The following is a 24,475-nucleotide window of genomic DNA, read 5'->3' on the forward strand; positions in this document are numbered from 1 at the left end:
CAGACCGAGATCTCGCCGGAGCTCGATTGCGCCGGGCAGAGACTCAGCCAGTTCGGCGAGCCAGTTCCTGAACGATGTCCCACCGTTTCGCACCTGCTTGCACCCTCGAAAATGCCCGAACTGGTCGGGTGGCCGTATCGGGCTCCAAATGTCTTGCGGCCGAGTACATCATCCGTGGCCACACTGGCCGCCACGGCCATGGTGATCTGCGCGCCGTCGGCCTCGGCTGCGAGCGCGCACTGGTCGATCGGCTGGTTCAGGCACATATCTGGACACGCAAACGATGGACAGCATCTCGCTGACAAGAGTCGCGTAGGTCATCCCGTGCAACGTTGGACCCGCGCAGCAGTGGTGACCGCATGCGGCCGCCGATCTTCGAGCAGGTGTGTGCATCACGGTTGCTGTGCCCGAGTGCCGGGGCCGCTCGTCGAGCAACGCCGTCAACTGCCGCCCAGGACACCCGTATGTAATGCTGGATCCATTCGACGGAGGAAGGGGGCAGCTGTGCGTGGTCGCCTCACGGAGGAGCAGCTGCGGGGCAGCTTCGACTTCACGTTGGCGCGGATCCTGGCGGGAAAAGGTTTCCTGAGCGGGTCAGGGTTGGACAGGGAAACGATGACCGCATTGGAGGCGATCGCCCGTGTCAGGCCGAATGTCACCGATGAGCTTGTGGAGGCCGCTCGCCGCGCGTTCGCCGAGCAGTTGGACGGCACCAATGCGGCGCGACGGCGTGCGGAGCGGGATCGCGTGCTCGCCGAGCTGGAAGATGGGTCGAAACCCTCCTAGTCGGACGGCGCCACAGGGCTTCGCGATGCATTGATAGAGTTTCAAGGTCTAGGCGTATGGATCCGTCCGGGTTTGAGCTCGGTTCGCGCTGAGCGATTAGGAGTGGGCGTTGCTTTATTACCACGCGGTTTATGAAGCGGAGTACGAGAATTCGCCTCCTTTTACCATGTTCGTAACGTCGGATAAGACGCAGGATGCGCTCGTGTGGGCGCAGGGAATCCAGATGTGGCAGTACGATCCTGGGCGGGTCATCGGTTTTACCAGCGACTTTCGAAATGATGACCGCTGGGAGATGGTGGATCGAGCCAGCGCCGAGGCCTTTTCGAGGCAGCTGGCGGTGGACGGGTCGGCAGTCAGTGAGCTGCCGTCGGAGGATTGGATCGAGTGGTTCTTTTCCTGGAAGGGCGATCCGCCTGACCATGAGGATGTCTCTTGGAACGACGATTACCATGTCAGGCAAATTAAGGAAGAAGGCGGCGACGGCAAATAGCCGGGTTCGAGCCGTCTAGGGTGCTCCCGCAGATCGAGCCCTACGTGGGCTTCGGCCCTGCCTCGGCCGAACCGGGCTGCGGCGGTGCATCTGTCGGGCCGTGCGGCGAAGTGGTTGGCTCCATGTCGTGAGCGAACGTCGACGGTTCGTATCCGGGCAGATGCTTGTGCAGATCGAGCCCGAACTGATCTGTGACCCAACTGAGTTCGCGGTTGTTCTCCTGGAGCCAGCTTTCGTACAGCCGCCACTGTCCAGGGTTCTTTCGAACCCATTTCGCGAGGCTCGAGTCCAAGGGGCTCCAACGTTCTTCGACACCGGCTGGGACCATCCCGTCGAGGCCGAGTTCTTCATTGATGCGCAATATTTCGAAGAACGAGTGGATACGCCGTTCGATCGGTTCCGGGCTTGGGTCGTTGGTTCGGCGAAACACCTCATAGGGTTCGTGGGTGAGTTTGTTTGCCCGCCAAGCGGTGTCGGTGGGAAATTGCAGCTCGAACTCGCGCCCGTGTGGAGATCTCAGGGTGGTGTTCAATCCGAGATAGCGGTTTCCCTCCTTCCAGAAGTTCTTGACGTCGACCACCTCGTATCCACGTTCTTCCAGCCTGCTCAGCACGGCATCCAGTGCGGGGCGATACCCTTCGCCCTCGGGCAATCGAGTCGAGAAGCGCACCAGGTCGTTGACGCGGTTGAGGAAGCTGTCGGCGGTCTCCCCGGAATGCCGTTCAGTTTCGAACTTTCGAGCTAGGGAGTCCGACGACTTGACTCGGTGGTCTTCTCCTAGCGTCTCGACTCGATGGTGGTCGAGTCCCAGGTCCTGGTTGATGCTGTCGAGCGTTTCGTGCAGATCTGCCAGGATTCGATCGGCCTCAGGGCGTGCGGTGTGTACGGCTTCAGTGATCATCTGGTGATCGGCCGGTGCCAGGTGGACTTCGATCGTGGGTGCTGGTTTCGCGGCGAACACTGGCCGCTGATCGGAACCTCCCAGATCACCGGGCAGCAGACTCCGCTGTTCGGCAGAGCGGAAAAGGGCTATGTCACCCCAAGTTTCAGCGACTTGTCCGCGTCGATAGACGATCTCTCCCGTGTCGCCGCCGACGCGGAGCGTGCCGTCGGGAAGCTGGCGGATGTCGACACGGAGAGGGTTGCGTTGTCGTCGATCCTCATCCCATTCGTGTGGCCAATCTGCCAGCCGCTCGCTCGCCGCATGCAACGCGGTCGGTACCCGATCGAGCCCGGCCAACTGCGCGGCGGTCAGACGCCGATTGTCCAGGCTCGTGATACGGCCGTCCTCGGAAACCACTGCGTGGATCGGTCCGCCCCGCCATCCACCATCGGCCATACGGTCGGCTAGCACCTGAATGGGAAGTCCATCCGATGTCTCACGGCTGATACTGCGCTGCGTGAACCGAACCTCCTGTGTAGGAACGAGTTCCGTAACTGTCAACGCTTGCTCGAAGCCGGGCAGATCGACGTCGGCGATGCCCTCGCCATCCGGGAAGCCCAAGTCGTCGAGTGACGCCCGCGGATAGCCGTGTTCGCCGTTTTCAACCTCGTGCGCACCGCCAGGTTCGACGCGGCCGACTGCCGACTGTGGTGTTTCGGCGTCAGGTTTGCGGGGAGCGCTGTGAGTCGCGCCCTCTGCGGAGTGACCTGCCGCCGATGTTGGGTTGTCGGGTTCAGACTTCCGTGGGAAGTATTTGGGTTCCGAGCCTGCGGTGTGCGGATCGGTGTTGGCGGGGGATACCGGCGATGCCTCGGCTGCTTCCGGCAAGAGAAACCGGGCGTTGTCGACAAGGTATTTGGCCAGCGTGGGATCGTGCTCGAGGAAGGACTGCCAGACGGCAACACCGGCATCGCGATCACGAAGGCCGAGTCTGTCGAATCGGTCGGCAAACTCCTGACGCAAGGTCGCGAGCTCTTCGGCCCGCGCGGGATCCGTGTGGGCGTCGAAGATCTCCGATGCACGGGACCGAAGGTCTTCGAACCTGTCTTGCAATGACGGTGGGTGGACTGGCTCGAGCGGTTCGGCGACATGCGGACCGGTGGGGCGCGCGATTACGTCTTCAGGGATGTGCCGGAAGCCGTCTGGAGCGATGCTGTGCGCATTCGCGCTGTCGAGGAGGTGCCAATACAGCACCTTGGCAGGCTCACTCGCGGCTTCGCCATTGAATTCCACGTCCGCGAATGCCTCAGCGAGCGCCTCCGGGGGATCGAGCTGGCCGTCGGTGTCGAAACTGTAGTCGCTGAGCTGGTCGAGCCATTTCTGGTATTCGGCCTTGTCCAGTTCGCCACGGGTGGATCGGTAGTACCGATCCAGGGTGTCCAGAGCGGTATCCTCGGCGCTTCGCTGACCCTCGATGTCGATGACATGGCCGAACTCGTGCACGAGTGCGGCATGGATGGGGCGGTCACCGGAACCGGGTACGTAGTGTCCGTTGGCCTCCAATCTGGCGCTCTCACTGGCCATGAACTCCGGATCGAGGGCGGGGATCTCGTTCAGAATCAGCGCTTCGAGGGAGTATCGACCGTCGGGCAAGACCTGCCATTCAGCCGCGGCGTGGTATTCGTCCGGAAGCTTGTCGATTACGACCTTGGGCACGTTCGCATCCGGGTACCGAGACTTCATATCGTCTACGGCGCGGGCGAATTCGCGTACGACCTCTGGATGCAGGTCGGGGTTGTGGAAGCCCTGGGTGTCGATGCCCCAGCGGCTCTTCAGCGCATCCGAGATCTCGTGGGCGGTCTTCTGAGACCATTCGTCGTCGATGTGTGGCGCCCAGCCGACTTCGGACGAATGGGGTTGTGTGGGAAGCGCTTCGGTCGAGTGCGGTCCGACCGGATCGGATGGGTGGGTGTTGGATGCATGCGGCGATATGGACCTGTGCTCGTCGGCAGGGGAGCGCCCGGGAACGGATTCACTTGCGGGGTGGGCAGTCTGCCTCGGGGGATTGTCGTGGGAGCCGAGCGGTTCGTTCTCGCCCGCAGGTCCGCCGGGCCTGTCGCTCGAAGCGGCGTGCAAATCGTGCACATCGTCGAGTCGATGCCCGGGCGTCGGAGCATCGGCCCCTAATACTCGTGGGTCAGGTGTTCCGGCCAGATCCCGTTCTGCCGGTTGACGTTCACCCAGCCCAGTGCGTGGGTCGCCGAGGGCGGAATCTCGCCCGTGTTCGTCCGGTACCGGTGGGTTTCCTTGTTCACGATCAGTTGGAGATCCGTGGTCGGTTCCGGCGGTTCGGTCAGGGACTCCGCTGTCACTCGGTACTCGATCTCGGTCTGGTCCTGCCGTGTCTGCTGGATGGTCAGCTTCCACCGGTGCGGGTAGATCTGATTGCCTGCGATCATCGGCTGGCCGGTCCGAATCGATTGGTCGTACATCTCTCCCCAGAGGATCGGGGGTCTCGCGCTGCCGTAGCCCGTCACCACTCCCGTCCTCGCGTCCACGATCCGGCAGCCCCCGGTGCCCGGCCTCTCCAACGCTATCGCTTGTTCCTGCGGGTTCATCGGAGTCCAGCAGACCCATGCGAATTCGGTCTGATAAATGTTGACTGCTCGGTTCTCCGGGATGAGGCCCGCCTGTCGGAGGTACTCCTCCACCTGTTCCCGAGTGCGCAGCTCCGGCACCTGAGATACCTCCGTTCGGATCGATTTCCATGAAGTACAGCGAGGCCGACCCTAGCGTCAGATCAGCTGGCGGATGGTCCGACATGGTCCTCGACTGGGGGTCCCACCACACCGGGCTTGACGCCCCGCGGGGGTAAACGATGACGGTCGCGTGCGATCCATCGGCTATGGGGGTGCCGTCCGGCTCGTACAGCTTGTTACCGAAGTCGTCCCGGGCATGCCATTCGTTGATCACCAGCGCGGCGGAGAGCTCGCCCTGTTGTTCGATGTGCTGGTGCAGCCAATTGAACTGCTCATGAACCGGAGTCTGGCTCTTGACGTTCCAGCCGAGCATATTGTCCCCAAGCCAGTGCTTGGCGCGGGGGATCCCTCCGGCTTCACCGTGTTCATCGAACGTTCCGTCGGCAAGCTTGTCGAAGTAGCGGGGTAGACCGACCTGTGGGTCGCCATAAAACGAGGACAGCGCGGCGAGGCTCTGGTCGAGGCAGTTGAAACGGCGTACGTCTGTGAACGGTCCACCGTCGTTGATCAATTCGCCATACGGATTGGTGCGAGGGTCCGCGCCGACTATGAACCGGTCTCCGTCGCGCAGCGCGTCTTCCACATCCCACTGGAACTTCGCGGACTCTAGGACCCCCAATTCGTGTGGTGCCACGACGCGCGTACCCGGCAGCCCCCGGAGCTGGTTGTCGGTGTTCGACAACGCGATGTCATTGCTGATGTGCCGAAGGTCGACATCCGTCAGCGCCGGATCATCCTTGGGCAGACCCAGATGGTCGCGGAGGTGTTCGGCAAGTGCGTCGGAGGGCGTATTGCGGTTCAGGGCAGCGGGTTCCGCACTCTTGCCCGGGTTCTCGACCGGCAGCCTCAGATGCGCTTCGGCCGGATCGTCGACGAATTCGAGTTCGACTCGGAAGCGGTCGCCGCTCAGTAGTTGGTGTTCGCCGGTGTTGAAGGTGCGGTCGGCGGATTTGTGGAGGGAGTCGGCGATCGAGTGCAGGTCGGTTTCGGGGACCTTGCCGCTGTCGTCGAGATGCACTTTGACCGTGAGGACGGTGAGCTTGTCGTTGTCGTAGGTGAAGCGGCGGGCGTCGTAAAGTGGTTCGGCGGTGGGGGATCCGCTGTCGCGAGGCATTACCTCGGTGGGCTTGGCGGCCTCCGAGTATTGGTCGCTGTAGAAGTCCTCGAACTCGTCGCGGGCCTTGAAGCTGTCGAGTTCGGGGTCGACGCCGGTGAGCTTTTCGATGCGGCGGCGGACCTCTTGGGGGTGCTCCGGGGTGGCGTGCGAGGTCGTGATGATCACGGCTGGTGCGTTCGGCGGCGAATTGTCCTGCCCGGGAACGTGATCCGACCCCAGCGGGTTCACATCGGCGGCTGGTTGATGGTCGCCGTTGACCGGTTGGGTACCCGGGTCGTGCGGGTGCTTGCTTTGCGGCTCGGGTGCGCGTTTGGGTGGCTCGTGCGCGATCCCGGGCGACCGATCCGCAGGAGCCGGAGCGCGGTCGGCGGGGGCGCGGTCGGCGGGGGCGCGGTCCGTGGGGGAGCGATCTGCCGGACCCCGATCGGCTGGAATGTCCCGCGTCGGTGCGTGGTCCACGGTCGGCACCGAACTGTGTGGCGCAGACACCGGATCAACCACGCGTGGAGTCGGTTCGAGCCCGATCGGTCGCACGTCGGGCAGTGCGGTGACCGACGCGGGCCGAATATCCCGGATGCCCGTCAGCGGCTTGTCTGCCACTGCCGCAGTGACATTCGCGGCCGGAGCTGTCGTCGTGGCTGCGGGGCGCGCCGGGCTGTCGGCGGTCGGTTGCTTCGCCGGGGTGGCATCGCGCAGGGAAGCGGGCTCGCTCGCGCGTTCGGGTCCGGCGGAGCGGTTGGGTTGGTCGGTGTGCCCAGGCCTGGCCGGTTGGTCGCCGACGGGCCGTGTCTCGCCGGGCCTGGCCGGTTGGTCGGTGGTGGGCCGTGTTTCGCCCGGCCTGGTCCCGGGTTCGGTGGGCCGGCCGTTGTCGCCGTTTCTGCTCGCAATATCGCTGTGCCGGTTGGCAGCGTCGGTGACCTGGCCGTTCGCGGGTGCGGTTCGACTGGTCGTGTCGCCAGCTCTGGTCCCGGCATCGCCGGTATGGCCGTGATCGCCCAGATTCGTATGTGCGGGCGCGGTGTCGTGCGGCACCGTCGAACTCGCCGGAGCGACGCGGCGTTCGGTGTCGGTCACGACGTCTGTGTTCGCCGGATGCTGACCACGCCCACCCGGCTCGTTAGAAACGACCGGATTCTCATGTGCCGGAACAACATTCGGCACCGTCTTAACCTGAGTATCCGCAGGCGCGATCTTCGCGATCGAACTCGCCGGATCACCGGTCACGGGCACCTCGCCGTGCTTGGCCCCGCCCTTCAACCCGCCGAGCCCGCCCATCGCCAGCCCACCCGCGAGCAACTGCATATGCAACGTCTTGTCGACGTCGCTCCACTTCCCCTTGTCGTAGTACTGCGTACCCAGCCCGGCCCCGTACATCCCCAGCCCGCCCGCGACCCCGCCCGCACTACCCGAGACGAACCCGCCCAACCGAGATGGCAGCCCCGGCAACGTCCGCTTCAACACCGATTCCGCCAGCGTGTGCGCCGGCGCCCCGACGAATCCGCCCGCGCCCCACTCCAATCCGGTGGTGAAGGTCTGCTTCAGGTCGAACCCGTCATCGCGACGGTGCAGTCCGATCTGCAACCCCTGGATCCCCGCGTCGAGCCCCGCGCCCATCCCCCCGGCGATGATGGCTCCCTTGCCCATCTGCAGCCCCACCGCACCGATCCGCTTGGCCAGCGGAACGGCGATCTCCTTCGACAACGGCTTGGCCAGCGACTCCAGCGCCGCCCGACTGGCAAGTGCCGCAATCTGTTTCATCATCGTCTCCGCGAAGACCGCCAGACCCTCACGCGCGATCGCGAGATACGCGGGTACCAGCACCTCCCCGTACAGCGACGCCATCAGCGACGCCACCGTCGCGAGGGTTATGAGCGCGAACGCCTCCTCTTGCAGCTTGGTGTATTCGATAGTCGTTGCGGTGGACCGAGTGTCGTGCCCGAGCGAGTGAAGATTGCTCACCAGCTTCTGGATCGAATAATCCTTGCCGTCGAACAGCGTCGCGAACTCCGCGGAGATCTGGGTGGCTCCATCACCGACGTAGTACTGCGGAACCTTGTCGGTCACCGACCGGAGGTCTGGCTCCAGGGCCTCGAGGTCGGATGCCGCCTTGTTCCAGGAGTCACCGAGCGCGAACAGCGCGTCCTGATCACCCTTGGGATAGGCCATTCCGAAGTTGAGCGCCTGCATGAGCCAACCCGGCAGGAAGTCTCCGCCCGCAGTCCATCCAGACATCGCCGCTCACCACTCCGGTGCGGCGATATTCGACCGATTCCGGGCCTGCTCGTCGTGCTCCCAGTCCTCGACATCGGTGAATTCCATCGCGGATCCGTCGGGAGCATCCCGCTCGGGCGACCCCGGGGGCGCGGTCGAGACCTCGGGCGGCGTCGGGATCATCTCCCGAATATCGGGCATTGCCGGGAAGAACTCGGACATGGCGGGCTGGCGTTCCTGTTCGCTCCGCAGCGCGTTCATGATGTCCTGCGACTTCTGCCGCACCTCGGCGGCCGCCTGCTGCGTCGCACTGGTCACCGCGGTCGCGATCTCGGAGAAGGGCAGATCGTCCACGTCAGCACTGAATTCGGTCTTGATCACCACACCGTCGGCATTGACGGTGATCGTCACCCGCCGCCCACCGGCCTGCGCCGTGGCGGTCAGCCGCGCCCGCTCCTCCTGGGCGCGCGCCACCGACGCGAATCCGCTCTGCACCGTGTCGAGCAGTTCCGCCAACCGCGCCTTCTCCGCTTCGTTGGCCACCGATCAGGATTCGAAGCTGTCGGTGTTGTTCGCCTCGGTGGTCTCGAGGGTGGTGGCCCCGTCGCGCAGACCGGTCGCGTACTCGCGCAGCCGTGCGGCCCTGGCCTTCAGCACACCCTGCAGTGCCCCATCGCGATTCGTGTAGCCGCTGTCGCCCTCGGCGAAGGGTCGGCCGAATTCGTCATCGCCCCAGCAACCGGTGTGGGAATCCGATGCCGCCGACACCGCGGCGAGGATCGTGTCGATGCGAGTCGATACGCCTTCGAGTCCGGTTGCGGTGGTGCGCATCCCGGCCACCTGGACTTCGACCTTTTCCGCCATGCCAACCCCCCGGTTCGATGATCGATCCCGAAATCTGCCGCGAGCATATCCGCATCGTTCTTCGAGCACGACCGCTGTGCACTCACCTGGCGCGCGCGGAATCCGCGGCGACAACCCCTGCCAGCAGCAGTTGATAGTAGGCGCCGTCGAGTTCGGGACGGTCCGTGCCCAACGCGTCAACCAGCAGCGACCGTGTGGCCGAACCGGATTCGGCAGCGGCCACCAGATCCACCGCGTCCGTGCCCTCCGCGTCGATGACCTGTCCGATCACGTCGGCCGCGACGCGCGCGGACCACACGCCGGGCAGCGCGGCCCGTACCGCCGGAGGATCCGGCGATTCCCCTCGATACCAGCCCTGCCCGTCCCACCAATAGCAGAACGACATGAGACCGCTTCCGGCGCGCGGATTGAGGACCGGATCCGCCACCCATTCGGGAGCGCCCCGATAGAACCTCGGCATCGGGCCACCGTGGTTGTACACCGCCTCCAGCTCCGGTGCGTCCCACACGCCGCCGGACAGCACCGCACGTCCCTGCGGCAGCCGATACAGCGTCGCACCACTGTGTTTGGCGCCTTCGAACCAGCCGACCGCGGTCGTGATCCGGGGGCCGCGCGGTGAATTCACCGCCACGAACGCGGCGGAGATCGCGGCCCAGCGCGCCCAGAGCCGTGACAGCGGCGGCAGCGTGGTGACGGGGACCGCGCCGATATTGTCGGCGAGGTCCGCCCGGGCCTGCGTGAAAGCAGTTCTCGGTGTGCGGATCTGACTGCCCTGATGCCCGACATACGCGGCCAGCCAGACGGGCAGACGCTTGCGTGGATAGACCTGCAGATCCGCCAGATACGCGGCAGCCGGGAAGAGTTGCTCATCGGGAAACGGTTCGGTGCCGTAGTCGTAGGTGATCGACTGCTCACCGGTATTCGTCAGGGAAACGAGCAGACGCCACCAGGGCCCGTTCTCGGTCGCGGCGCATTGGTGCCGATGTGCGCGCAGCAGCTCGACAACCCGCGCGGAAGGCCGGGCGGGCACTACCCGTTCACCATCGGACAAGATCACCTGCGCCGCTTCGTCACTCACCGTGAATGCGAATACGGCATCCAACCGCTGCCAGCCGTCCGTCAGAATTCCGGCCAGTTCGTTTGTGATCTGCCGCTCACCCTCGGCCGGATCGTCGCGTAATTCCACGGTTGTCCTTCATCGAATGCAGGTCAACGGATCGGCTGTGCGGCTGTGGTTTACCGCTGCTGCGCTGATCATCACCCTAGCGGTCCGCCTGGCGGACCACCGGGGACCGGTGGCGGACCGATGGGGCGTCGGGCAAGATGAGACCGCCCGCGGCAGCTGCGCGGGCTGATTCCGTAGGGGTTCGAAGTCGGGGGGATTCAGAATGGTCGACAACGGTCAACTGACGTTCGAGCCTGCGGTGGCATCCAAGGCGATCAGTACCTGCAGCACGTTGATCGGTCAGCTATTGGCTGTGAAGGACTTTCTGGGGTCGCGCAACATCAAGGATTTCGCCGGTCCCGAAACGATCTTCAACTCGGGGCGGGCCTGGACCGACGGCTTTCGCAGCCTCGACACCGACCTCACCAACGCACTCACCACTCACGTGGCCGTCGTGACCGCGCTCTCGGACACCTTCAAGGCCGCCATCAAGGAGTTCAAGAACGCCGAAGAGACGTCCATGCAGGGCTTCTTGAACGCGACGATGCCGGACAAGGCGGCTGCGGTCACCTCGCAGCCGGACTACACGAAACTCAGCGGCAAGGTGCCGAAGCCGGATCCGGTCGAGAAGTTCACCAACAACCGCAGCACCAAGCAGCGGACACAGGCGTATTCGTATTCGGATCTCAATATCAAGGGCCAGCATCCCGCGTGGCCGGAGAACCCGTATGCGAAGTCCTGGAACGACCTCTACCAGCTCGGCCAGAGCATCGAGAAGGTCCCCGGCAACCTCGCGGTCGACTGGGGGTGGATGAAAGACCAGCTGACCGCTGCGGTCACCGCCTTCAAGACGGACATCACCGACGGGCATTTCCGGAACTCGTGGACGGGTGAATCGGGCAGCAAGGCCGTGACCGCCGCGGACGGTGTCGCTACGGGCATAAGCGATTTGACCTCGAAGATGGGCGACGTCGAATCCGCCCTGTACAAGGCCGAGGGCTGGCTGGAGTCGACCAAGGCTCGTATGCCCAAGCAGGAGAAGTCGCCCGAGGCCACCACGATGACCGACGGAAAGCGCAACACCCGCTACATCATCACCGACACCGATGCCGACAAGACCTACGGCGCTGCGAGCCCGCAGGATTGCGTCGAGGCGGTCGTCTCCAAATATCGCCAGGACTGCGAGGCCTACTACGTCGCCGGTGTCATGGAGTACAACGGCCTGACCCTCGCCCTACCGCAGCCGACGGCCCCGAAGGTGGATCAGCCCGCGGCCCCGGGTGCCCAGCAGCCCAAGGATCAGGGCACGCCGGACAAATCCGGCTCGCCGAGCGTCACCCAGTCCGGGTCACCGTCAACCCAAACCCCTTCCACCGAAACACCTTCCACACAAACTCCGTCGACCGAAACCCCGTCCACGGAGACCCCGTCCACCCAGCAGCCCACCACCACTCAGTCGCCGACGACGACGCAGACGCCGTCGACGACCACGGATTCCACCCTCTCCACGCTCACGTCCGCGCTGTCCACACTGGCGCAGAACGGCACCCAGCTGGTGGAATCCGTTGCCTCCCAAGGCTCGAGCCTGATCCAGTCACTGGTGTCGGCCGCGACGAACACCCAGAAGACGACCGAGACCGGCACGCAGCCCGTATCGCTGCCCACTTCGACCCTCCCGACCACGGACACGGGCTCCCCGAGCGGATCTCCCACGGGCGGCAGTCCGACCGGCGGCAGCCCCAGCACTCCGGAAACCCCGGCGGCGCGGCTCTACCCGCGCGCGACCGTCGCGACCGAGACCGAGACAGAGACGGAAGCGACGACCACCCGCGCGGGCCTCGCCACCACCGCGGCCACCACTTCCAGCACCGGAACCGGTATGTCCGGCGCCCCGATGGGCGGCGCCGGTGCGGCCGGTCAGGGCGGCGGCAAGGACCACAAGCGCGCCGAGTTCCTCAAGAGCGGCCAGCACCTCGAGGAGGTCTTCGAGGCGGTGCCGGAGGCAGTCACCCCGGTGGCCGAGAAATGACCGCTGCCTTGCGTTTCGACGATCTGGAGTTCGTCGTGCTGTGGGAACAGGCGACCGGCGAGCCGATGCCCGCGCCGTTCGTGTTCACCAGCAAGACCGAGATGTACTACGACTTCCTGCGTGAGAAGCGCGAGGTGCTCGAGCAGCTGGACGCGCGCTGGACCGACCCCTTCGACCTGCTTTCCAACGCCATGGTGGAACCCGATGTGCGGATCACCGTCAATGGATTCGACGGCCGCGATCGCCAGCGTGCCGATGGCCGAGTGCGAATGATGGGCCTGCGGCGCGGAACCTACGGCTATCTGATCCAGCAGACTCCGGGTGAGACCTATCTGCACAGTGGCGGATTCACCGTCACCGAATGCGATCCGATCGCCTTGGCGGATGCCATCGTCTCGGCCCTGCCCGAGGCGGAGCCGGGTAGCAGGGGAGATGTCGTGCTACCGGATTCCGCTGGGCCGCAGAATAATGACGTGGAATACAGTCGATCCATCGTCGACGACATTTCTGTCGATTCGATGGATCGCCGCGCACTGTCTTTCCTGAATGCGCCGATGGCGTATATGGGAACGATCGAGATCGTTCAGGGTTACTCCAAGTTCGGCCCGCGCGGAATAACCACACGGCAACTGGATTGGCGTGATGTGCAGGACGACGGCCGCTACGTGATCGGTGGCGAGCCGCCGTACGTGGCCACGCCCGCGGACGCCAAGCGAATGGTCGCCGCCATCAACGGCCGGGTGGCCGCGGTGATCCAGGCGATCCGGGAAGAGCGTGCGCCCTGACCAGGGCCGTCGGGTCGACCGCGGTGCGGCTCAATGAAAGTGAATGGATGTTCGCCTTGCCGTGTGGTACTGATACGTCAAGCAAACTGGGAGGGAGTTCGCGATGACGCCAGAGGGGGACGTGAGTCCGCAGGCCGGGCAACAGGATTGGCCTGCCGTGACCGGCGCCACATTGAGCGGCTCTATCCGCGTGCGCACCACCGAGCAGGGATTGCCGCTGGCCATCAAGGTGGATCCGGCTGAGCTGCGGCGGGATCCGGCACAGTTGGCCGGGGAGGTGCTGCGGTTGTGCCAGCGCACGGCGAACCGGGCGGGGCTGGCGTTGCGCAAGCAGTTGGAGGAAGCGGGCCTGGATGCGGCGGGTCTCTCGCGTACCGGTCTGCCCACCGAGGCGGAGGTCGCTCGGCAGGAGATTGTCGAGGAGCAGGACTACGATACTGAACCGCAGAGTTGGCTCAGGACTGTTTGAGAGGGGGGCTCGTGGTCTCGTCGATGGATGAGCTGCAGGAGCAGGTTCGACGGCAGCTGTACCGGTTTCAGGATTTGTCCGATCAGATGGCGGCGGTTCGCGGGCGGGAGACTTCCGAGGACGGGGCCGTGACGGTCGAGGTCGACGGGAACGGGGCGCTGCAGGATCTGCGGTTCAGCAGTGCGGTGTCGCGGATGACCCCTGCGGAGTTCGAGCGGGCCGTGGTGGGGACTTCGGCCGCGGCGGCGCGGCGGGCCTTCGAGCGGCGAGCTGAGATTGTAAATCGGTTCAATGAGGAGACGGCCGGTTAGGCCGACATTGTTCACACAGTTTTGAGCCAGAGTTTGCAATACACTCTCTGGCACAACAAATTTCGCACTTGTAAGCTGTGCAAGATCGAAAGTAGTGGGAGGGACACTGATGGCCGATCACGTAGCGGCGGATTTTCCGCCGATCCTGGCGTATGGCACTCAGAAGGCGGGCATTGCCGCACAGGTCGCGGGTTCGGCCGCCGCTGATGTGGGTACCGCGCTGGCGCAGGCCGTGCCGGTGTTCGGGTTGATCGGTCAGGAGTTCCTGGCGGCTTTCGCGGTGGCACAGGGCAACTTCCTGATGTCGTCGGCGGAGATCGCGGCCGTGCACGCGGACACCGCGACCACGGCGTACGCGGCGGTCGGCGCGTACGGCTCCAATGAGGTCACCTCGGCTGCCAATTTCCTCTCGACGGTGCTGTGACCACTCCGGCGAATCCGACCGTTCTGGACGAACTCCGGAGCAGCCCGATCGGTCCCTACCTCGACACGCCGGTCACGGACGTGTTGAGCAATCTGGGATTGCCGCAGCTGCCACAGATTCCGTCCATCACGCTGCCGGATCTCTCCGGAATTCAGCTGCCCACGCTGCCGACGATCGACCTGACCTCGCTGATCCAGCCGGTCATCAGTCTGCTGCAGTCGTTCGGGACCGGGAACTCCAGCAGTAGCAGTTTCAACCCGGCGAGCATTCTGACCTCCCTGGTCAGTGCGCTGACCTCCGCTGTGTCGCAGAGCAAGTCGGCGACCAGCGCGGTCATGAACACCTGGACCGGTGACGCGGCGACCGCGGCGAAGGACAAGAGCGACGCGGTCGAGGGTCAGAGTGTCGAGGTCGCCGCGCAGGGGACCCAGCAGCACGGGATCCTGCTGTCCGCGGAAGCCATCGTCGCCGAGGGCTACGCCGAAATCACCGGTGTCATCACGAAATTCATCGCGCAGGTGACGGCGGGCGTCGCCCTGCTGGCGACTCCCGCCGGTATCCCGTGGTTGATCGCGACCGCGACCGACGCGATCACCGAGGGCACGGCCATCGCCGCCACCACCAGCGCCCAGCTGGCGGGCAGCACGGCCGAGATCGTCGCGGCCGGAACGAAGGTCATGATCGCGGGTGCGCCGATCGCGTCCAATATCGCGGACCTGGTGAACATGGTGGGCACCACGCTGCAGCCCATCACCAGCGTCGCCCCCACGGTGGCGAGCACGCTGGCCGAGAAGGGCGCGTCGGTGGTGTCCAGCGGGACCGAGGCCGTCAGCCAGCTCGGGCAGTCGCTCACCGGAAGCAACAACAGCAATTCCAACACCAACACCAAGACCACTACGACGCCGTCGACGACCACCCCCAGCACGACCACGCCGTCGACCACCACTCCGGCGGATACGACGACCAAGACCACCGACACCGGCGGCGGCGTTCCCACCGGAACGGTCTTCGGCGGCGGCGTTCCGACGTCCACCTCGCCGACGACTCCGGCGGCCACGCCGAGCACCGGCAAGGTGACGGCCAGCGAGGTCACCTCCGGAACCGGAACGCCGAAGGCGACGACCGAAACAGCCGCTCGCACATCGTCATCGGGCATGGGTGCGCCCGGCGGTGCGGCGGGCCGGGCCGGTGCGGCCGACGAGGAGAGCACCTCGGACCGTTCCAAGCTGGTCACCGGCGCGCACGGCGACGAGGTGGTCGGTGTCATCGAGGGTGTGGTGCTCCCGGTGGTCGGGGCCATCGAAGCGATCGAAGAGCCGCCGGACAAGGCGCTCACTCTCTGACGAACACGCGAATCCAGGCACTGAACAGCCAGGGGTAACAGGAGGATTGGCATGAGTACCAACGCATTCGACGGTCTGCGCTTCGACGCTTCGTCCGCGCGCAGCGCCGCGGCGCAGCTGGACGCGCTCGCGGATCGGCTCGACGGCGGTCTGCAGGTCGAGCAGGTCAAGCTCGATCTCGTACCCGCCGGGGCCGACGAGGTCTCGGTGCGCGCCGCGCAGACCCTCACCGCGGTCGCCGCGTCCTTCGTGGGCTCCGGCAGCGACGGTGTCACCGAATTGCGCTCTCTCGCAGCGACTCTGCGCAGCCAGTTCGACACCCTCGGACAGGTCGAGCAGCAGTCCGCCCTCGGCTTCGCCAGCTGACAACGGTTCACCTCGATGCTGGAACCGACGACACCCGGCTTCACCGAGACGGTCTGGGAATCCAGGCCGCCCGAGCAGCTGGCCCGCGAATTGGTGACGGGCGCCGGTGCGGTGCCCGCCGCCGAAGCGGGCCTCGCATGGGCTCGGCTGAGCGCGGGCTTCGCCGCCGCCGCCATCGAGTACGAGCGCATCCTCGTAGTCCTCGACAGCGCTTGGGAATCCAAGAACAGCGGACCGTTCATCGAGCGGATCAAGGCGCTGCGCAACTGGCTCGGGGACTCCGCGGCCGCCGCTGCCGGTAACGCCGGTCAGGCCGAAACCCACGCGGCCGCATACGAACTCGCGCGTCTGACGATGCCGGATGTCGACGAGGTCGAGCGGATCAAGGATGTACAGCAGCTGATGGGACAGCTCGGCCTCGCCGCCGGGCTGCCGCTGCTGGGTGGGCTCGCGGGTGCGGATGCCGACGCCGATGCGGCGAAAGCCGCTGCGGCCCGGGTCATGCGAACCTACGAGGCCGCCACCGAGAACCTGGCCAAGCCGTGGGAACACGAGGCCCCGCCGCAGTTGACCACCGCATCACAGCCCACCGACCAGGCCGCGCCCACCGCGGTCCCGGAGGAAACGCCGACCACGCTGTCCGGGTCCATGCCGACCCTGTCCATCGGCGAACTGAATCTGCCGCCGATGCCGTTCGTCCGGATGCCGGTGACCACGGTCCAGGCCAGCGAATCGACCACGCAACGCGTTGTGTCGCAGCCGGTTACGGTCGAGACGAGTGGTACGTCCATGGCCCCCGCCGCCATGGGTAGCTCGGTGCAGGGTCAGGATGAGGAGCACACCGCTCGCGCCGGACTGATCGGCGCGCCCGCCGGCGACTCCGAGCTCGGACTCAACTCCGGTATGCAGGTCGCGCCCGCCGTACTCGGTGGACTCGACCCCGCCGCGCAGCGACCGCCCGTGGACATCGCCTTCAACGCTGGCAGCACTGGTTCCGAAAGTGCCTCCGGTGCTGGCGATTCGGGTGCTCGGACCGAGGCGGCGTCATGACGACGCTCACCAACGACAGCGTGATCGTGCTCGCCGGATACCTCGGTGTGCAGACCCTGCCGCTGGTCCTGTCCGTCGGCCCGCAGCAGGACACGTACGCCGAATGGGAGCAGGCTCAGCAGCGGGCCCGTGCCGAACTGCGCGCCCAGCGCGTGCTCGACCCGCACGGCGACGTCGACACCGACACCGCCGCAGCCCTTTTCGCCCTGGCCCAGCCCGACCGCGAACTGGCCATGCGCGCCCACACCGCCGACGGCCCCATCCGAGTCTGCGTAGTCCGCCGCGCCGACGACCACGCCGTAGCCATCCGCCGCGGTGACACCCTCGACATCCACCCCCTGTGGTCCGACGGTTCCGGCGACTCCCTCACCCGCCCCCTCCTCGACGCCCTCGGCCCCTGCCCACCCGCCGACCTGGCCGCTTTCAGCGCCGAATCGGTGGACCTGGCCGAACGCCTGGACACCGCAACAACTTCCGGCGACTACACCAACGTCGTCTACAACCTGGGCGTCCCCGACACCGACGCCACCAACTACGGCCTCGCGCTCTCCTCGACGCGCGCCTACGCCGAAATCGTGGCCTACGCCTACGCGGACGGCCTCACAGACCGATCACCCGGAGCCGTCGCGGTCTACGACACCGCACGAGGCCGCCTAGTGGCCGCACCGGGGGTCGCCCCGGACCAGCAACTCTGGTCCACGCTGACACCGGGCAGTGATCACCGTGTCGCGCAGTCGATCACGACGTTGATCGACTCGCTGCCTGGGGGGAGGTGGCTGGCGTGAGTCACCAGTGACTCATGGCGGCTGATCAACCCGAAACGGTGATGCGCAGCGCATCGCCTATCTGAGAGATGAAAAGGCAAGGTACAGACGATGGTTGCAAATGAATCGGGACTCGCGAAGCAAGCGCAGAGCCACATGGCCGACGTAGTCGCCTCGATCAAGGGTGTGCTGCAGCAGATCACCGACACCGTGGACCACTCCAAGGGTGGTTTCCAGGGTACCGCTGCGGGCGCGTTCCAGTCTGCGGCGGTGCGGTGGGATGACGAGGCCCAGGAACTGAACCGGGCTCTCACCGAGTTCCAGGACAAGGTCGGCGCGGGAACTGACGTCTTCAGCTCGACGGACGCCTCCAACGAGCAGGCCTTCCACACTGCCCTCACGAACCTCGGGTAATACCGGCCAAATCTGTAATCGAACCTTCAGTACTCACAAAGGAAAAGAAAATGGTTGCTAACGACGGCAATATGGTCTATGACAAGGCCAAGATGACCACCCTCATCCAAGAGCTGCGGCAGTACCACAGCGATCTGGTCTCGCTCGCTGGCGATGGGTCGAACGACTCGGGCAGTGAGCTCGGCCAGGCGTACCAGAAGTTGAAGCAGGCCTGGACGGATCCCAACAGCGGTGTCGAGAATGGCGCGCTGACGGATGTGGCGGCCGCGAAGACGAAGTGGGACACCGCTTACCAGGACAAGTGCCTGCAGACTTTGGATGCTGTTGCTACCGCAGTTGAGACTGCTCTGAATGACGCGCTTGCCGCAGACTCGAAGGTCGGCGGGTCTTTCGCCTGACGAGTGACGTCAGTACCGCCTACGACAGCGCACGCCTCTGTTGAGAGGGGTGCGCTGTCGTAAGCCGCAGCCGCGTAGTCTACGTGCCTGTCGTTCCCGGATCGATGGAGGATTTGGTTAGTGCCAGCCCAATTGACCACCCGTGCCCAGGTCAATGGGTATCGCTTTCTGCTCCGTCGTCTGGACCATGCGTTGGTCCGGCGCGATGTGCGAATGCTCCACGATCCGATGCGGGCCCAGTCCCGATCGCTTATTACCGGGGCGATTCTCGCCCTGCTCGTTGTCGCGGGCGCGACCATCATGGCCTTCATCAAGCCGCAAGGCTCCATCGGCAACGCGAATATCGTGATGGGCAAGGACAGCGGTGCCCTGTATACCGTGGTCCGAGACAAGAACGACAAGAACAAGATGGTTCTGTACCCGACGCTGAACCTTGCGTCGGCTCGGCTGCTTTCGGGCACCAGTGAGAAGCCGACCTCGGTCAAAGACAGCAAGCTCGGCTCCGTTCCGCGTGGTCCGATGATCGGAATCCCCGGTGTGCCTGCGGCTTTGCCCGGCAGTGGGCAGGGCGAGCATTCTCAATGGACCCTTTGTGACAGGGTGCTGCTGTCCGCTTCCGGTGGGTCGGAATCGTCATCCAAGGCCGTGACCACGGTCGTCGCGGGAACACTGCAACTCGACGACCACATCAAATCGGCTGATGCGGGCACTGCCGTTCTGGCCAAGTGGACCGACGACAAGAATCAGGATCACACCTCACTTATCTACGAGGGCAAGATCGCCGACATCAGCTCGGACGCAACGACTCAGAAGGCTCTGACGCAGGTAATCAATCTTTCCTCCACTCGGCCTGTCTCATCGAAGTTGATGCAAGGCGCGGTGCGGGTGCCGATGTTGATCGCCCCGGAGATCGCGCACGCTGGTGATGACGGCCCGGACGGGCTGAAAAGCGTCAAGGTAGGCGGCGTCATCAAGGTCGCGGCACTGGACGGATCCGGTGGGTCGAATCTGTATGTCGTACTGGCTGACGGGATTCAGCGCGTCTCCCCTTTCACCGCTCAGTTCATCAGGGCTGTGAACTCTGTGAAAATGGACGACATCGTGTCCGTGACGCCCGACATGATCGCGGGACTTCCGCAGAAGCACGCCTACGATCCGATCCCGGCCAACAAGGGTCTGCCGATCGACGACTTCCCAAGCGTCACACCGAGGATCGTTTCGGCCGCTGAGGACCCGGTTTCCTGCGTGACTTGGGCGAAGAACAACGGTTACGGCAAGAGCCAGCTCGATTCCACCGAGAGTCTGTCGGACTGGTCGAAGGTTCAGCTGCTGGTCGGTACGCGTCTGCCGCTGAGTGATTCGCAGGTACCGGTCCAGCTGGCTACCGCAGACGTGAACAGCCTCGACCGAGTTGATCAGGTCTATGTGCCACCCGCCACCGGAGAGTTCGTGCAATCCACTGGCAATAAGCCGGGCACTGGTGAGCTGGACAGCCTGTACTACATCGCTGACAACGGAATTCGGTACGGCATCCCGGATATCAAGACAGCACAGATCCTCGGGCTGGACTCCCAACCACACCTGGCCCCCTGGAGGATCATCGGGGCGCTGGTCCCTGGCCCCACCCTGTCGGTTGAGGATGCTGCGAAGAAGTGGGATTCGCTGCCGGTCGGCTGAGAGCCTGGCGCGGGATCGCTGATCTCGCGCCAGATCCTATTTGACGCTCTTGTGCAGGATCGGAAGCAGCTTGTCCAGCAGGACCTGCTGGGAGCTGTCGGACCACTGCCGGATTGCGGTGACGGCGGTCGGATCATCGAGTACGAGGACCGTGGCTCTGGTCGAGGTGATGGCAACGGGGAGATTCACCAGACCGCCTCCGCCGGCGCTGCTGTCGCTGCGTACGGCCAGCACATAGCCGGAATTCAGCACGGACAAGGCAGAGTACTGCGCGCTGGAATCTTGCGAGACGGGGCGAGGATTCGGCTCATTACCCTCCTGCAGGAAATTGGGGTTGTAGCTGAACCCTAGATCTTCCAAGAACTTCGACTGTTGGCCTGGTTTGAGCTGAATATCCAGGTTAGCGGAGTATTCCCCGCTCTTACCCGAGACATCCATGACCACAATCGATTTCCCGATGAATGCAGGGTTCTGTGCGCGAGCATCTGCCATGGCGCTGCCTGACGCGGACGCCGAAGTGCCGTGCTGTGCCGCCCAGATACCGGCTCCCGCCGCCAGCGCGACGACTGTCGCACCTACCGCGCCGACCAGCCAGATGCGCTTGCGTGCAGAAGCTTTCGCTGGTGTCGCGACGGCAGATTGTGGTGCGCGAGTGCTGACTGGTCGGTTGTGCGGCACGGTCGTCATGGACAGGCCGGAAACCCCGTACTCCAGAGCGGATTTCAACGCCGTGGTGAATTCGTGGCAGGTCTCGAAGCGATCGGCGGGGTTCTTGGCCATCGCGACGGCGATAACGTCGTCGACAGCTGCGGGTATTGCGGGATCTATCACGGTGACACGAGGCGGCGGATCGTTCAGGTGACCCATCATCACCACCGCCGGTTGTGTTCCCGGATAAGGGTTTTGACCGGTCAATAGACGATAGAACGAGCAGGCGAGGCTGTAGATGTCGGCGCGGTGATCCAGCCTGTCTCCACTCAACTGCTCGGGTGAAGCGTAGGCGATAGTGGCCACGAAGCCGCCGGCCTGCGTCAGTTCGTTGGCATCCTCGGTGGACTTCGCGACGCCGAAGTCGGTGAGCAGCACTCGTTCTTCTCCGTTGTCGCCCATGGACAGCAGGAAATTAGCAGGCTTCACGTCACGATGGAGCAGACCCCTGCGGTGCGCGTGGTCGAGGCCCCGGCCGACCTCACTGACAATGTGAAGCGCGCGCCACGGTGTGATTGACCGTGGGTTGCGTTCGGCCTCTGCGGCTGCGTCGATGCCGTTCACATACTGCATCGCGATCCACAGTTGACCGTCGTCCTCTCCGCGGTTGTAGATCGACACGATGTTCGGATGATCCAGGGCAGCAGCGAGATTCGCCTCGCGTTCGAACCTTGCCCGGTATTCGGCATCACGACTGAACTGTGGGCTGAGAACCTTGAGCGCGTCCCACCGGGGCAACTCCGGATGCCGGGCCAAATAAACGGTGCCCATGCCCCCCGCGCCGAGTACGCGTTCGATGCGGTACCCACGGACGATGGTGCCGGGTCCGATGTTCATCCCGATTCCTCACATGTACTGACTGTTGACCAGCAGGGCATACTGCGCGGCCGCGCGTTGGGTGACGTCAGCCAGTTGTGTTCCCGCGACACGCGCGACGTAACGATCGTAATGAAGAGTGCAGATGAAGCGGTCCGAGTGGTCCCACGCATCCTCTTGATCGAAGCGATAGGGTTTTACGGTATTGCTGGTTTCTGTGCAGACGGTGTCAGGAACATCTGCCTGCTTATCGGCGGGAGCGGTTGTAGCACTGGTAATTCCAGTCCACAAGGCGGTGGCGGCGTTGGAGTCGCGGGCGCGGAGCAGCAGGCCGCCATCGAGCGCAGTGGCTGTGCTGTCTACTCCGTTGTCCTCGAGGAGCTTCTTCCATGTGGACTGATCGTCGACATTGTGGAGAAAACCACGTGGTGTCCGGGTTATTTCGCTTTCGGAGTGGGGTAGTGCGCCCTTTTCGGGGTGCAGCGTTCGGCGCATCATCCCTTGCGGGTCGTAGTCCAGTCGGAGCATGTCGCGACGCGAAAGGGGCTTGAGCTTCTCCAAAAGGGGGAGCTGCACTGCCAAGATCTTTTCGGTCAAGCTCTTCAGCCCGGCGAGTTCGGGATTCGGTTGCTGGACAAAAATGCTGACGACGTAGTGGCCGTGGGCAATGGTCGTCCCCATCGACGGGATACCCGGTCGCCAGTGGGCTTTGGCATCGGGATGGCTGTCGATGGTGACGCGCTGGTTCTGGTCGGCCGCGACGTTGAAATCTGCGGCCTCCATCTGCTCGGCTGCGGCTCCGGCCCGCTGTTCATCGGGGAACTGCAGCACAGTGACGTTGAAAGAGGTAGCGCTCGGATCGGGCGTGTACGGGCCGAAGGGTGCATAGACTTCGCCGATGTTCGCGGCTCTGACGTTGGAGAGGGGTTTGGTGCTGGCAGAAGCAGATGACCCGAACAACATATTGTTGCTCTCGGCCACGGGTTTGGCGACGCTGGAGAGAACCAGGCCGAGGCCTTCGGGAATCTGCAGGTTGACGGAGAGAACACCGTGGGTGATGCTCGGATCGACATCAGGTCCGGACACGACGGCATCATCGATGCGGCCGGTCGCCAGTTCCAAACCCCCGGAAATTGTGTGGGAGTACGAGAATCGCGAATCAAGCGGTTCGATCGGGTACGTGCCGACCGAAAGCTTTCGAATGTCGATTTCGCCGGGCACTGGGTTGCCGGAGACCGCCCCGCACCCTGTGAGCACAGCAGTGGTTATGGAAAGTGTCAGTACACCGAGCGCGGTTCTGCAGCTGATACTGCGAGAGTCGAAGATCATCTGAACAGTTCCTATCTGCTATTCGCGAGTATGGAGTACTGGGCCGAGATCCGTTGGTACACATCCTGTTTCTGAGTGGACCCGATCTCGGCCGCGTATCGGCCATATGCGGCATAGCAATGGAACGGATAGTCGAAGTTCTGCGGGCCGTGGTACTCAACGCAGCGCGCGTCGGGCAATCCGGGCGGGGGATCGATAGGGTGTTGGAACTTAGCGCTGGATACGGTGGCTATGAAAGTCTCGGCCGCCGAGGTATCCCGGGTCCGAATCACCCGGCCCGCACCGTAACTGACGAAGTCGACGCCTGTTTGGTCAAAGAGGGTCTTGTTGTCGTTCGGGTAGCCGGCCGTGAGCACGGCACCGTGTGCGTCGAGCGTTCCCGGGAAAAAGAAGGCCAACTGGTCTCCAGCTGGGTGGCGCAGGGTCATCCGGAGCATCTTCTGTGGATCTGCAGGGAGATCGGCGAGCTTGTCCTTGGGTGTTGGCTGAAATGCCTTCAATCGATCCGAGGTGACCGATATCGCCTTGTCGGTCAGGCTGATCAGGCCAGATTGATCTGATTCGCCGAGCGCACTGTTCTCATGGTTTATTGCCAGCGCGAGGATGACGTACCTGCCGGTGGGGTACCACGACGCCAAAGCCTGGTACTGGGGCTTCCATACGATCTGTGCATTCGGATACTGGGTCGAATGCGCTGGTTCGGTTCCCTCGGGTTTCCCGAAGCCGCTGCGAGCCAGAGCGGTTGCGGCAGCGGTTGCGGAAGTATCGCTGTCGAAGAGCATGACGGCGTTTTTGAGCTCGATCGAGATGTTCGAGTCTTCGTTCGACTCGGCACCGGTTTGGAAGCCCGCTACGAGCCCCGGTGTGTTGGCATCGAACTCGGTCATATTGAGCCAACCGAAGGCAGCCTTATTGCCTGCCAGCTGGTCTGCGATGAAGTCATCGCTGTTGATGAACGGGTTCACGTCGGGGACGTTGACGGTCAGCGTCGGGTCGACGTCCTGCGCGAGCGGCATGACACTCGCGAGTCGGAAGGCCTCAAGGTACTTAGCCCAGCTCGCCGGGTCTTTCGCCTGAATGTCCTTCGGCTGGGTCGCGTAGGCCCCCACGTCCAGCTTGCTCAGGTCAACCGTCTTCTGATCGCCCGCATGCGATTCCGACCCGCACCCCGCGCTAGCGAAGACCGAGACCGCCAGCACCACAGCCGCGGCCACGCGTACTCGGGCACGGGCCGATCGTAGTCGGCCATAGCCATAACGCATACCGAACATCCCCCCGACGAAACCGACCTACCAGTGACACCTTGCTTCTGGTGTG

The 24,475-nt window shown here is 64.3% G+C and carries 21 protein-coding genes; 14 read left to right on the top strand and 7 right to left on the bottom strand.

Translation table 11 applies throughout. From position 1 onward, the window contains the following. The first annotated feature begins 504 nt into the window (after window positions 1–504). Together OG300_RS36885 and OG300_RS36890 are read left to right on the top strand one after the other, a co-directional pair. The gene (locus OG300_RS36885; protein ID WP_405489158.1) at window positions 505–786 is read left to right on the top strand and encodes a hypothetical protein; all 282 of its coding nucleotides are present in this window, start codon (window positions 505–507) and stop codon (window positions 784–786) included. Between the two features lie 109 nt (window positions 787–895). Beyond that, window positions 896–1,276, top strand: coding sequence for a hypothetical protein (locus OG300_RS36890; RefSeq protein WP_405489160.1), 381 nt, complete (start codon window positions 896–898; stop codon window positions 1,274–1,276). Between the two features lie 40 nt (window positions 1,277–1,316). On the opposite strand, the gene OG300_RS36895 is transcribed toward OG300_RS36890, so the two are convergent. The 4 genes from OG300_RS36895 to OG300_RS36910 all read right to left on the bottom strand — a co-directional run bounded on the left by OG300_RS36895 (window position 1,317) and on the right by OG300_RS36910 (window position 10,296). After that, entirely contained in the window at window positions 1,317–8,222 is a 6,906-nt protein-coding gene (locus OG300_RS36895; protein WP_405489162.1) for a toxin glutamine deamidase domain-containing protein, read from the bottom strand. A gap of 51 nt (window positions 8,223–8,273) precedes the next feature. Beyond that, window positions 8,274–8,789, bottom strand: a complete 516-nt coding sequence (locus tag OG300_RS36900) for a YbaB/EbfC family nucleoid-associated protein (protein WP_405489164.1) — start codon at window positions 8,787–8,789, stop codon at window positions 8,274–8,276. Window positions 8,790–8,792: 3 nt separating this feature from the next. Further along, window positions 8,793–9,110, bottom strand: a complete 318-nt coding sequence (locus tag OG300_RS36905) for a hypothetical protein (RefSeq protein WP_405489166.1) — start codon at window positions 9,108–9,110, stop codon at window positions 8,793–8,795. An 82-nt stretch (window positions 9,111–9,192) separates the two neighbouring features. Continuing rightward, a complete protein-coding gene (locus OG300_RS36910; protein ID WP_405489168.1) occupies window positions 9,193–10,296 on the bottom strand; it encodes a hypothetical protein in 1,104 nt (367 codons plus the stop codon). A 202-nt stretch (window positions 10,297–10,498) separates the two neighbouring features. On the opposite strand from OG300_RS36910, the gene OG300_RS36915 reads away from it, so the two are divergent. From OG300_RS36915 to eccB, 12 genes are all read left to right on the top strand, one after another. Next, complete coding sequence (locus OG300_RS36915; protein WP_405489170.1) at window positions 10,499–12,304, top strand: hypothetical protein; 1,806 nt, start codon at window positions 10,499–10,501, stop codon at window positions 12,302–12,304. Further along, window positions 12,301–13,089 carry an ESX secretion-associated protein EspG gene (locus tag OG300_RS36920; RefSeq protein ID WP_405489172.1) on the top strand — a complete coding sequence of 263 codons (789 nt, stop codon included), beginning with the start codon at window positions 12,301–12,303 and terminating at the stop codon, window positions 13,087–13,089. Before OG300_RS36915 ends, OG300_RS36920 begins: the two co-directional genes overlap by 4 nt. A gap of 103 nt (window positions 13,090–13,192) precedes the next feature. Then, window positions 13,193–13,558 (top strand): hypothetical protein, encoded by a 366-nt coding sequence (locus tag OG300_RS36925; protein WP_405489174.1) that lies wholly within the window; start codon window positions 13,193–13,195, stop codon window positions 13,556–13,558. 11 nt (window positions 13,559–13,569) lie between these two features. Beyond that, window positions 13,570–13,869 (top strand): YbaB/EbfC family nucleoid-associated protein, encoded by a 300-nt coding sequence (locus OG300_RS36930; protein ID WP_405489176.1) that lies wholly within the window; start codon window positions 13,570–13,572, stop codon window positions 13,867–13,869. A 109-nt stretch (window positions 13,870–13,978) separates the two neighbouring features. Next, window positions 13,979–14,293, top strand: a complete 315-nt coding sequence (locus OG300_RS36935; RefSeq protein WP_405489178.1) for a hypothetical protein — start codon at window positions 13,979–13,981, stop codon at window positions 14,291–14,293. Beyond that, window positions 14,290–15,636, top strand: coding sequence for a hypothetical protein (locus tag OG300_RS36940; RefSeq protein ID WP_405489180.1), 1,347 nt, complete (start codon window positions 14,290–14,292; stop codon window positions 15,634–15,636). Before OG300_RS36935 ends, OG300_RS36940 begins: the two co-directional genes overlap by 4 nt. A 51-nt stretch (window positions 15,637–15,687) precedes the next feature. Further along, on the top strand, window positions 15,688–16,002 hold the full coding sequence (locus tag OG300_RS36945; protein WP_405489181.1) for a PE family protein: 315 nt from the start codon (window positions 15,688–15,690) through the stop codon (window positions 16,000–16,002). A gap of 15 nt (window positions 16,003–16,017) precedes the next feature. Beyond that, window positions 16,018–17,052: a PPE domain-containing protein gene (locus tag OG300_RS36950; RefSeq protein WP_405489183.1), complete on the top strand. Its 1,035-nt coding sequence runs from the start codon at window positions 16,018–16,020 to the stop codon at window positions 17,050–17,052. Then, complete coding sequence (locus OG300_RS36955) at window positions 17,049–17,837, top strand: ESX secretion-associated protein EspG (protein WP_405489185.1); 789 nt, start codon at window positions 17,049–17,051, stop codon at window positions 17,835–17,837. The genes OG300_RS36950 and OG300_RS36955 overlap by 4 nt, the downstream gene beginning before the upstream one ends. 90 nt (window positions 17,838–17,927) lie before the next feature. Beyond that, window positions 17,928–18,230 (top strand): WXG100 family type VII secretion target, encoded by a 303-nt coding sequence (locus OG300_RS36960; protein WP_405489187.1) that lies wholly within the window; start codon window positions 17,928–17,930, stop codon window positions 18,228–18,230. Window positions 18,231–18,280: 50 nt separating this feature from the next. Next, complete coding sequence (locus tag OG300_RS36965; protein WP_405489189.1) at window positions 18,281–18,628, top strand: hypothetical protein; 348 nt, start codon at window positions 18,281–18,283, stop codon at window positions 18,626–18,628. 120 nt (window positions 18,629–18,748) lie between these two features. Further along, a complete protein-coding gene (eccB, locus tag OG300_RS36970) occupies window positions 18,749–20,305 on the top strand; it encodes a type VII secretion protein EccB (RefSeq protein WP_405489191.1) in 1,557 nt (518 codons plus the stop codon). 36 nt (window positions 20,306–20,341) lie between these two features. Here eccB and OG300_RS36975 read toward each other — a convergent pair whose 3' ends face one another. The 3 genes from OG300_RS36975 to OG300_RS36985 are packed head-to-tail and all read right to left on the bottom strand — an operon-like array spanning window position 20,342 to window position 24,372. Beyond that, entirely contained in the window at window positions 20,342–21,850 is a 1,509-nt protein-coding gene (locus OG300_RS36975) for a serine/threonine-protein kinase (RefSeq protein ID WP_405489193.1), read from the bottom strand. 9 nt (window positions 21,851–21,859) lie between these two features. Then, window positions 21,860–23,158 carry a hypothetical protein gene (locus OG300_RS36980; RefSeq protein WP_405489195.1) on the bottom strand — a complete coding sequence of 433 codons (1,299 nt, stop codon included), beginning with the start codon at window positions 23,156–23,158 and terminating at the stop codon, window positions 21,860–21,862. 11 nt (window positions 23,159–23,169) lie between these two features. Continuing rightward, on the bottom strand, window positions 23,170–24,372 hold the full coding sequence (locus tag OG300_RS36985; RefSeq protein ID WP_405489197.1) for a hypothetical protein: 1,203 nt from the start codon (window positions 24,370–24,372) through the stop codon (window positions 23,170–23,172). Between the last annotated feature and the right edge of the window lie 103 nt (window positions 24,373–24,475).

Origin of the sequence: Nocardia sp. NBC_00511 (assembly GCF_045161165.1) — a bacterium.
Taxonomy (GTDB): domain Bacteria; phylum Actinomycetota; class Actinomycetes; order Mycobacteriales; family Mycobacteriaceae; genus Nocardia.

Coding starts and splice junctions, on each gene's coding strand:
- OG300_RS36895 (WP_405489162.1), bottom strand. CDS start 8,222: ATGCAGGCGCTCAACTTCGGAATGGCCTATCCCAAGGGTGATCAGGAC.
- OG300_RS36905 (WP_405489166.1), bottom strand. CDS start 9,110: ATGGCGGAAAAGGTCGAAGTCCAGGTGGCCGGGATGCGCACCACCGCA.
- OG300_RS36915 (WP_405489170.1), top strand. CDS start 10,499: ATGGTCGACAACGGTCAACTGACGTTCGAGCCTGCGGTGGCATCCAAG.
- OG300_RS36920 (WP_405489172.1), top strand. CDS start 12,301: ATGACCGCTGCCTTGCGTTTCGACGATCTGGAGTTCGTCGTGCTGTGG.
- OG300_RS36925 (WP_405489174.1), top strand. CDS start 13,193: ATGACGCCAGAGGGGGACGTGAGTCCGCAGGCCGGGCAACAGGATTGG.
- OG300_RS36935 (WP_405489178.1), top strand. CDS start 13,979: ATGGCCGATCACGTAGCGGCGGATTTTCCGCCGATCCTGGCGTATGGC.
- OG300_RS36945 (WP_405489181.1), top strand. CDS start 15,688: ATGAGTACCAACGCATTCGACGGTCTGCGCTTCGACGCTTCGTCCGCG.
- OG300_RS36950 (WP_405489183.1), top strand. CDS start 16,018: ATGCTGGAACCGACGACACCCGGCTTCACCGAGACGGTCTGGGAATCC.
- OG300_RS36955 (WP_405489185.1), top strand. CDS start 17,049: ATGACGACGCTCACCAACGACAGCGTGATCGTGCTCGCCGGATACCTC.
- OG300_RS36960 (WP_405489187.1), top strand. CDS start 17,928: ATGGTTGCAAATGAATCGGGACTCGCGAAGCAAGCGCAGAGCCACATG.
- OG300_RS36965 (WP_405489189.1), top strand. CDS start 18,281: ATGGTTGCTAACGACGGCAATATGGTCTATGACAAGGCCAAGATGACC.
- OG300_RS36975 (WP_405489193.1), bottom strand. CDS start 21,850: ATGAACATCGGACCCGGCACCATCGTCCGTGGGTACCGCATCGAACGC.
- OG300_RS36980 (WP_405489195.1), bottom strand. CDS start 23,158: ATGATCTTCGACTCTCGCAGTATCAGCTGCAGAACCGCGCTCGGTGTA.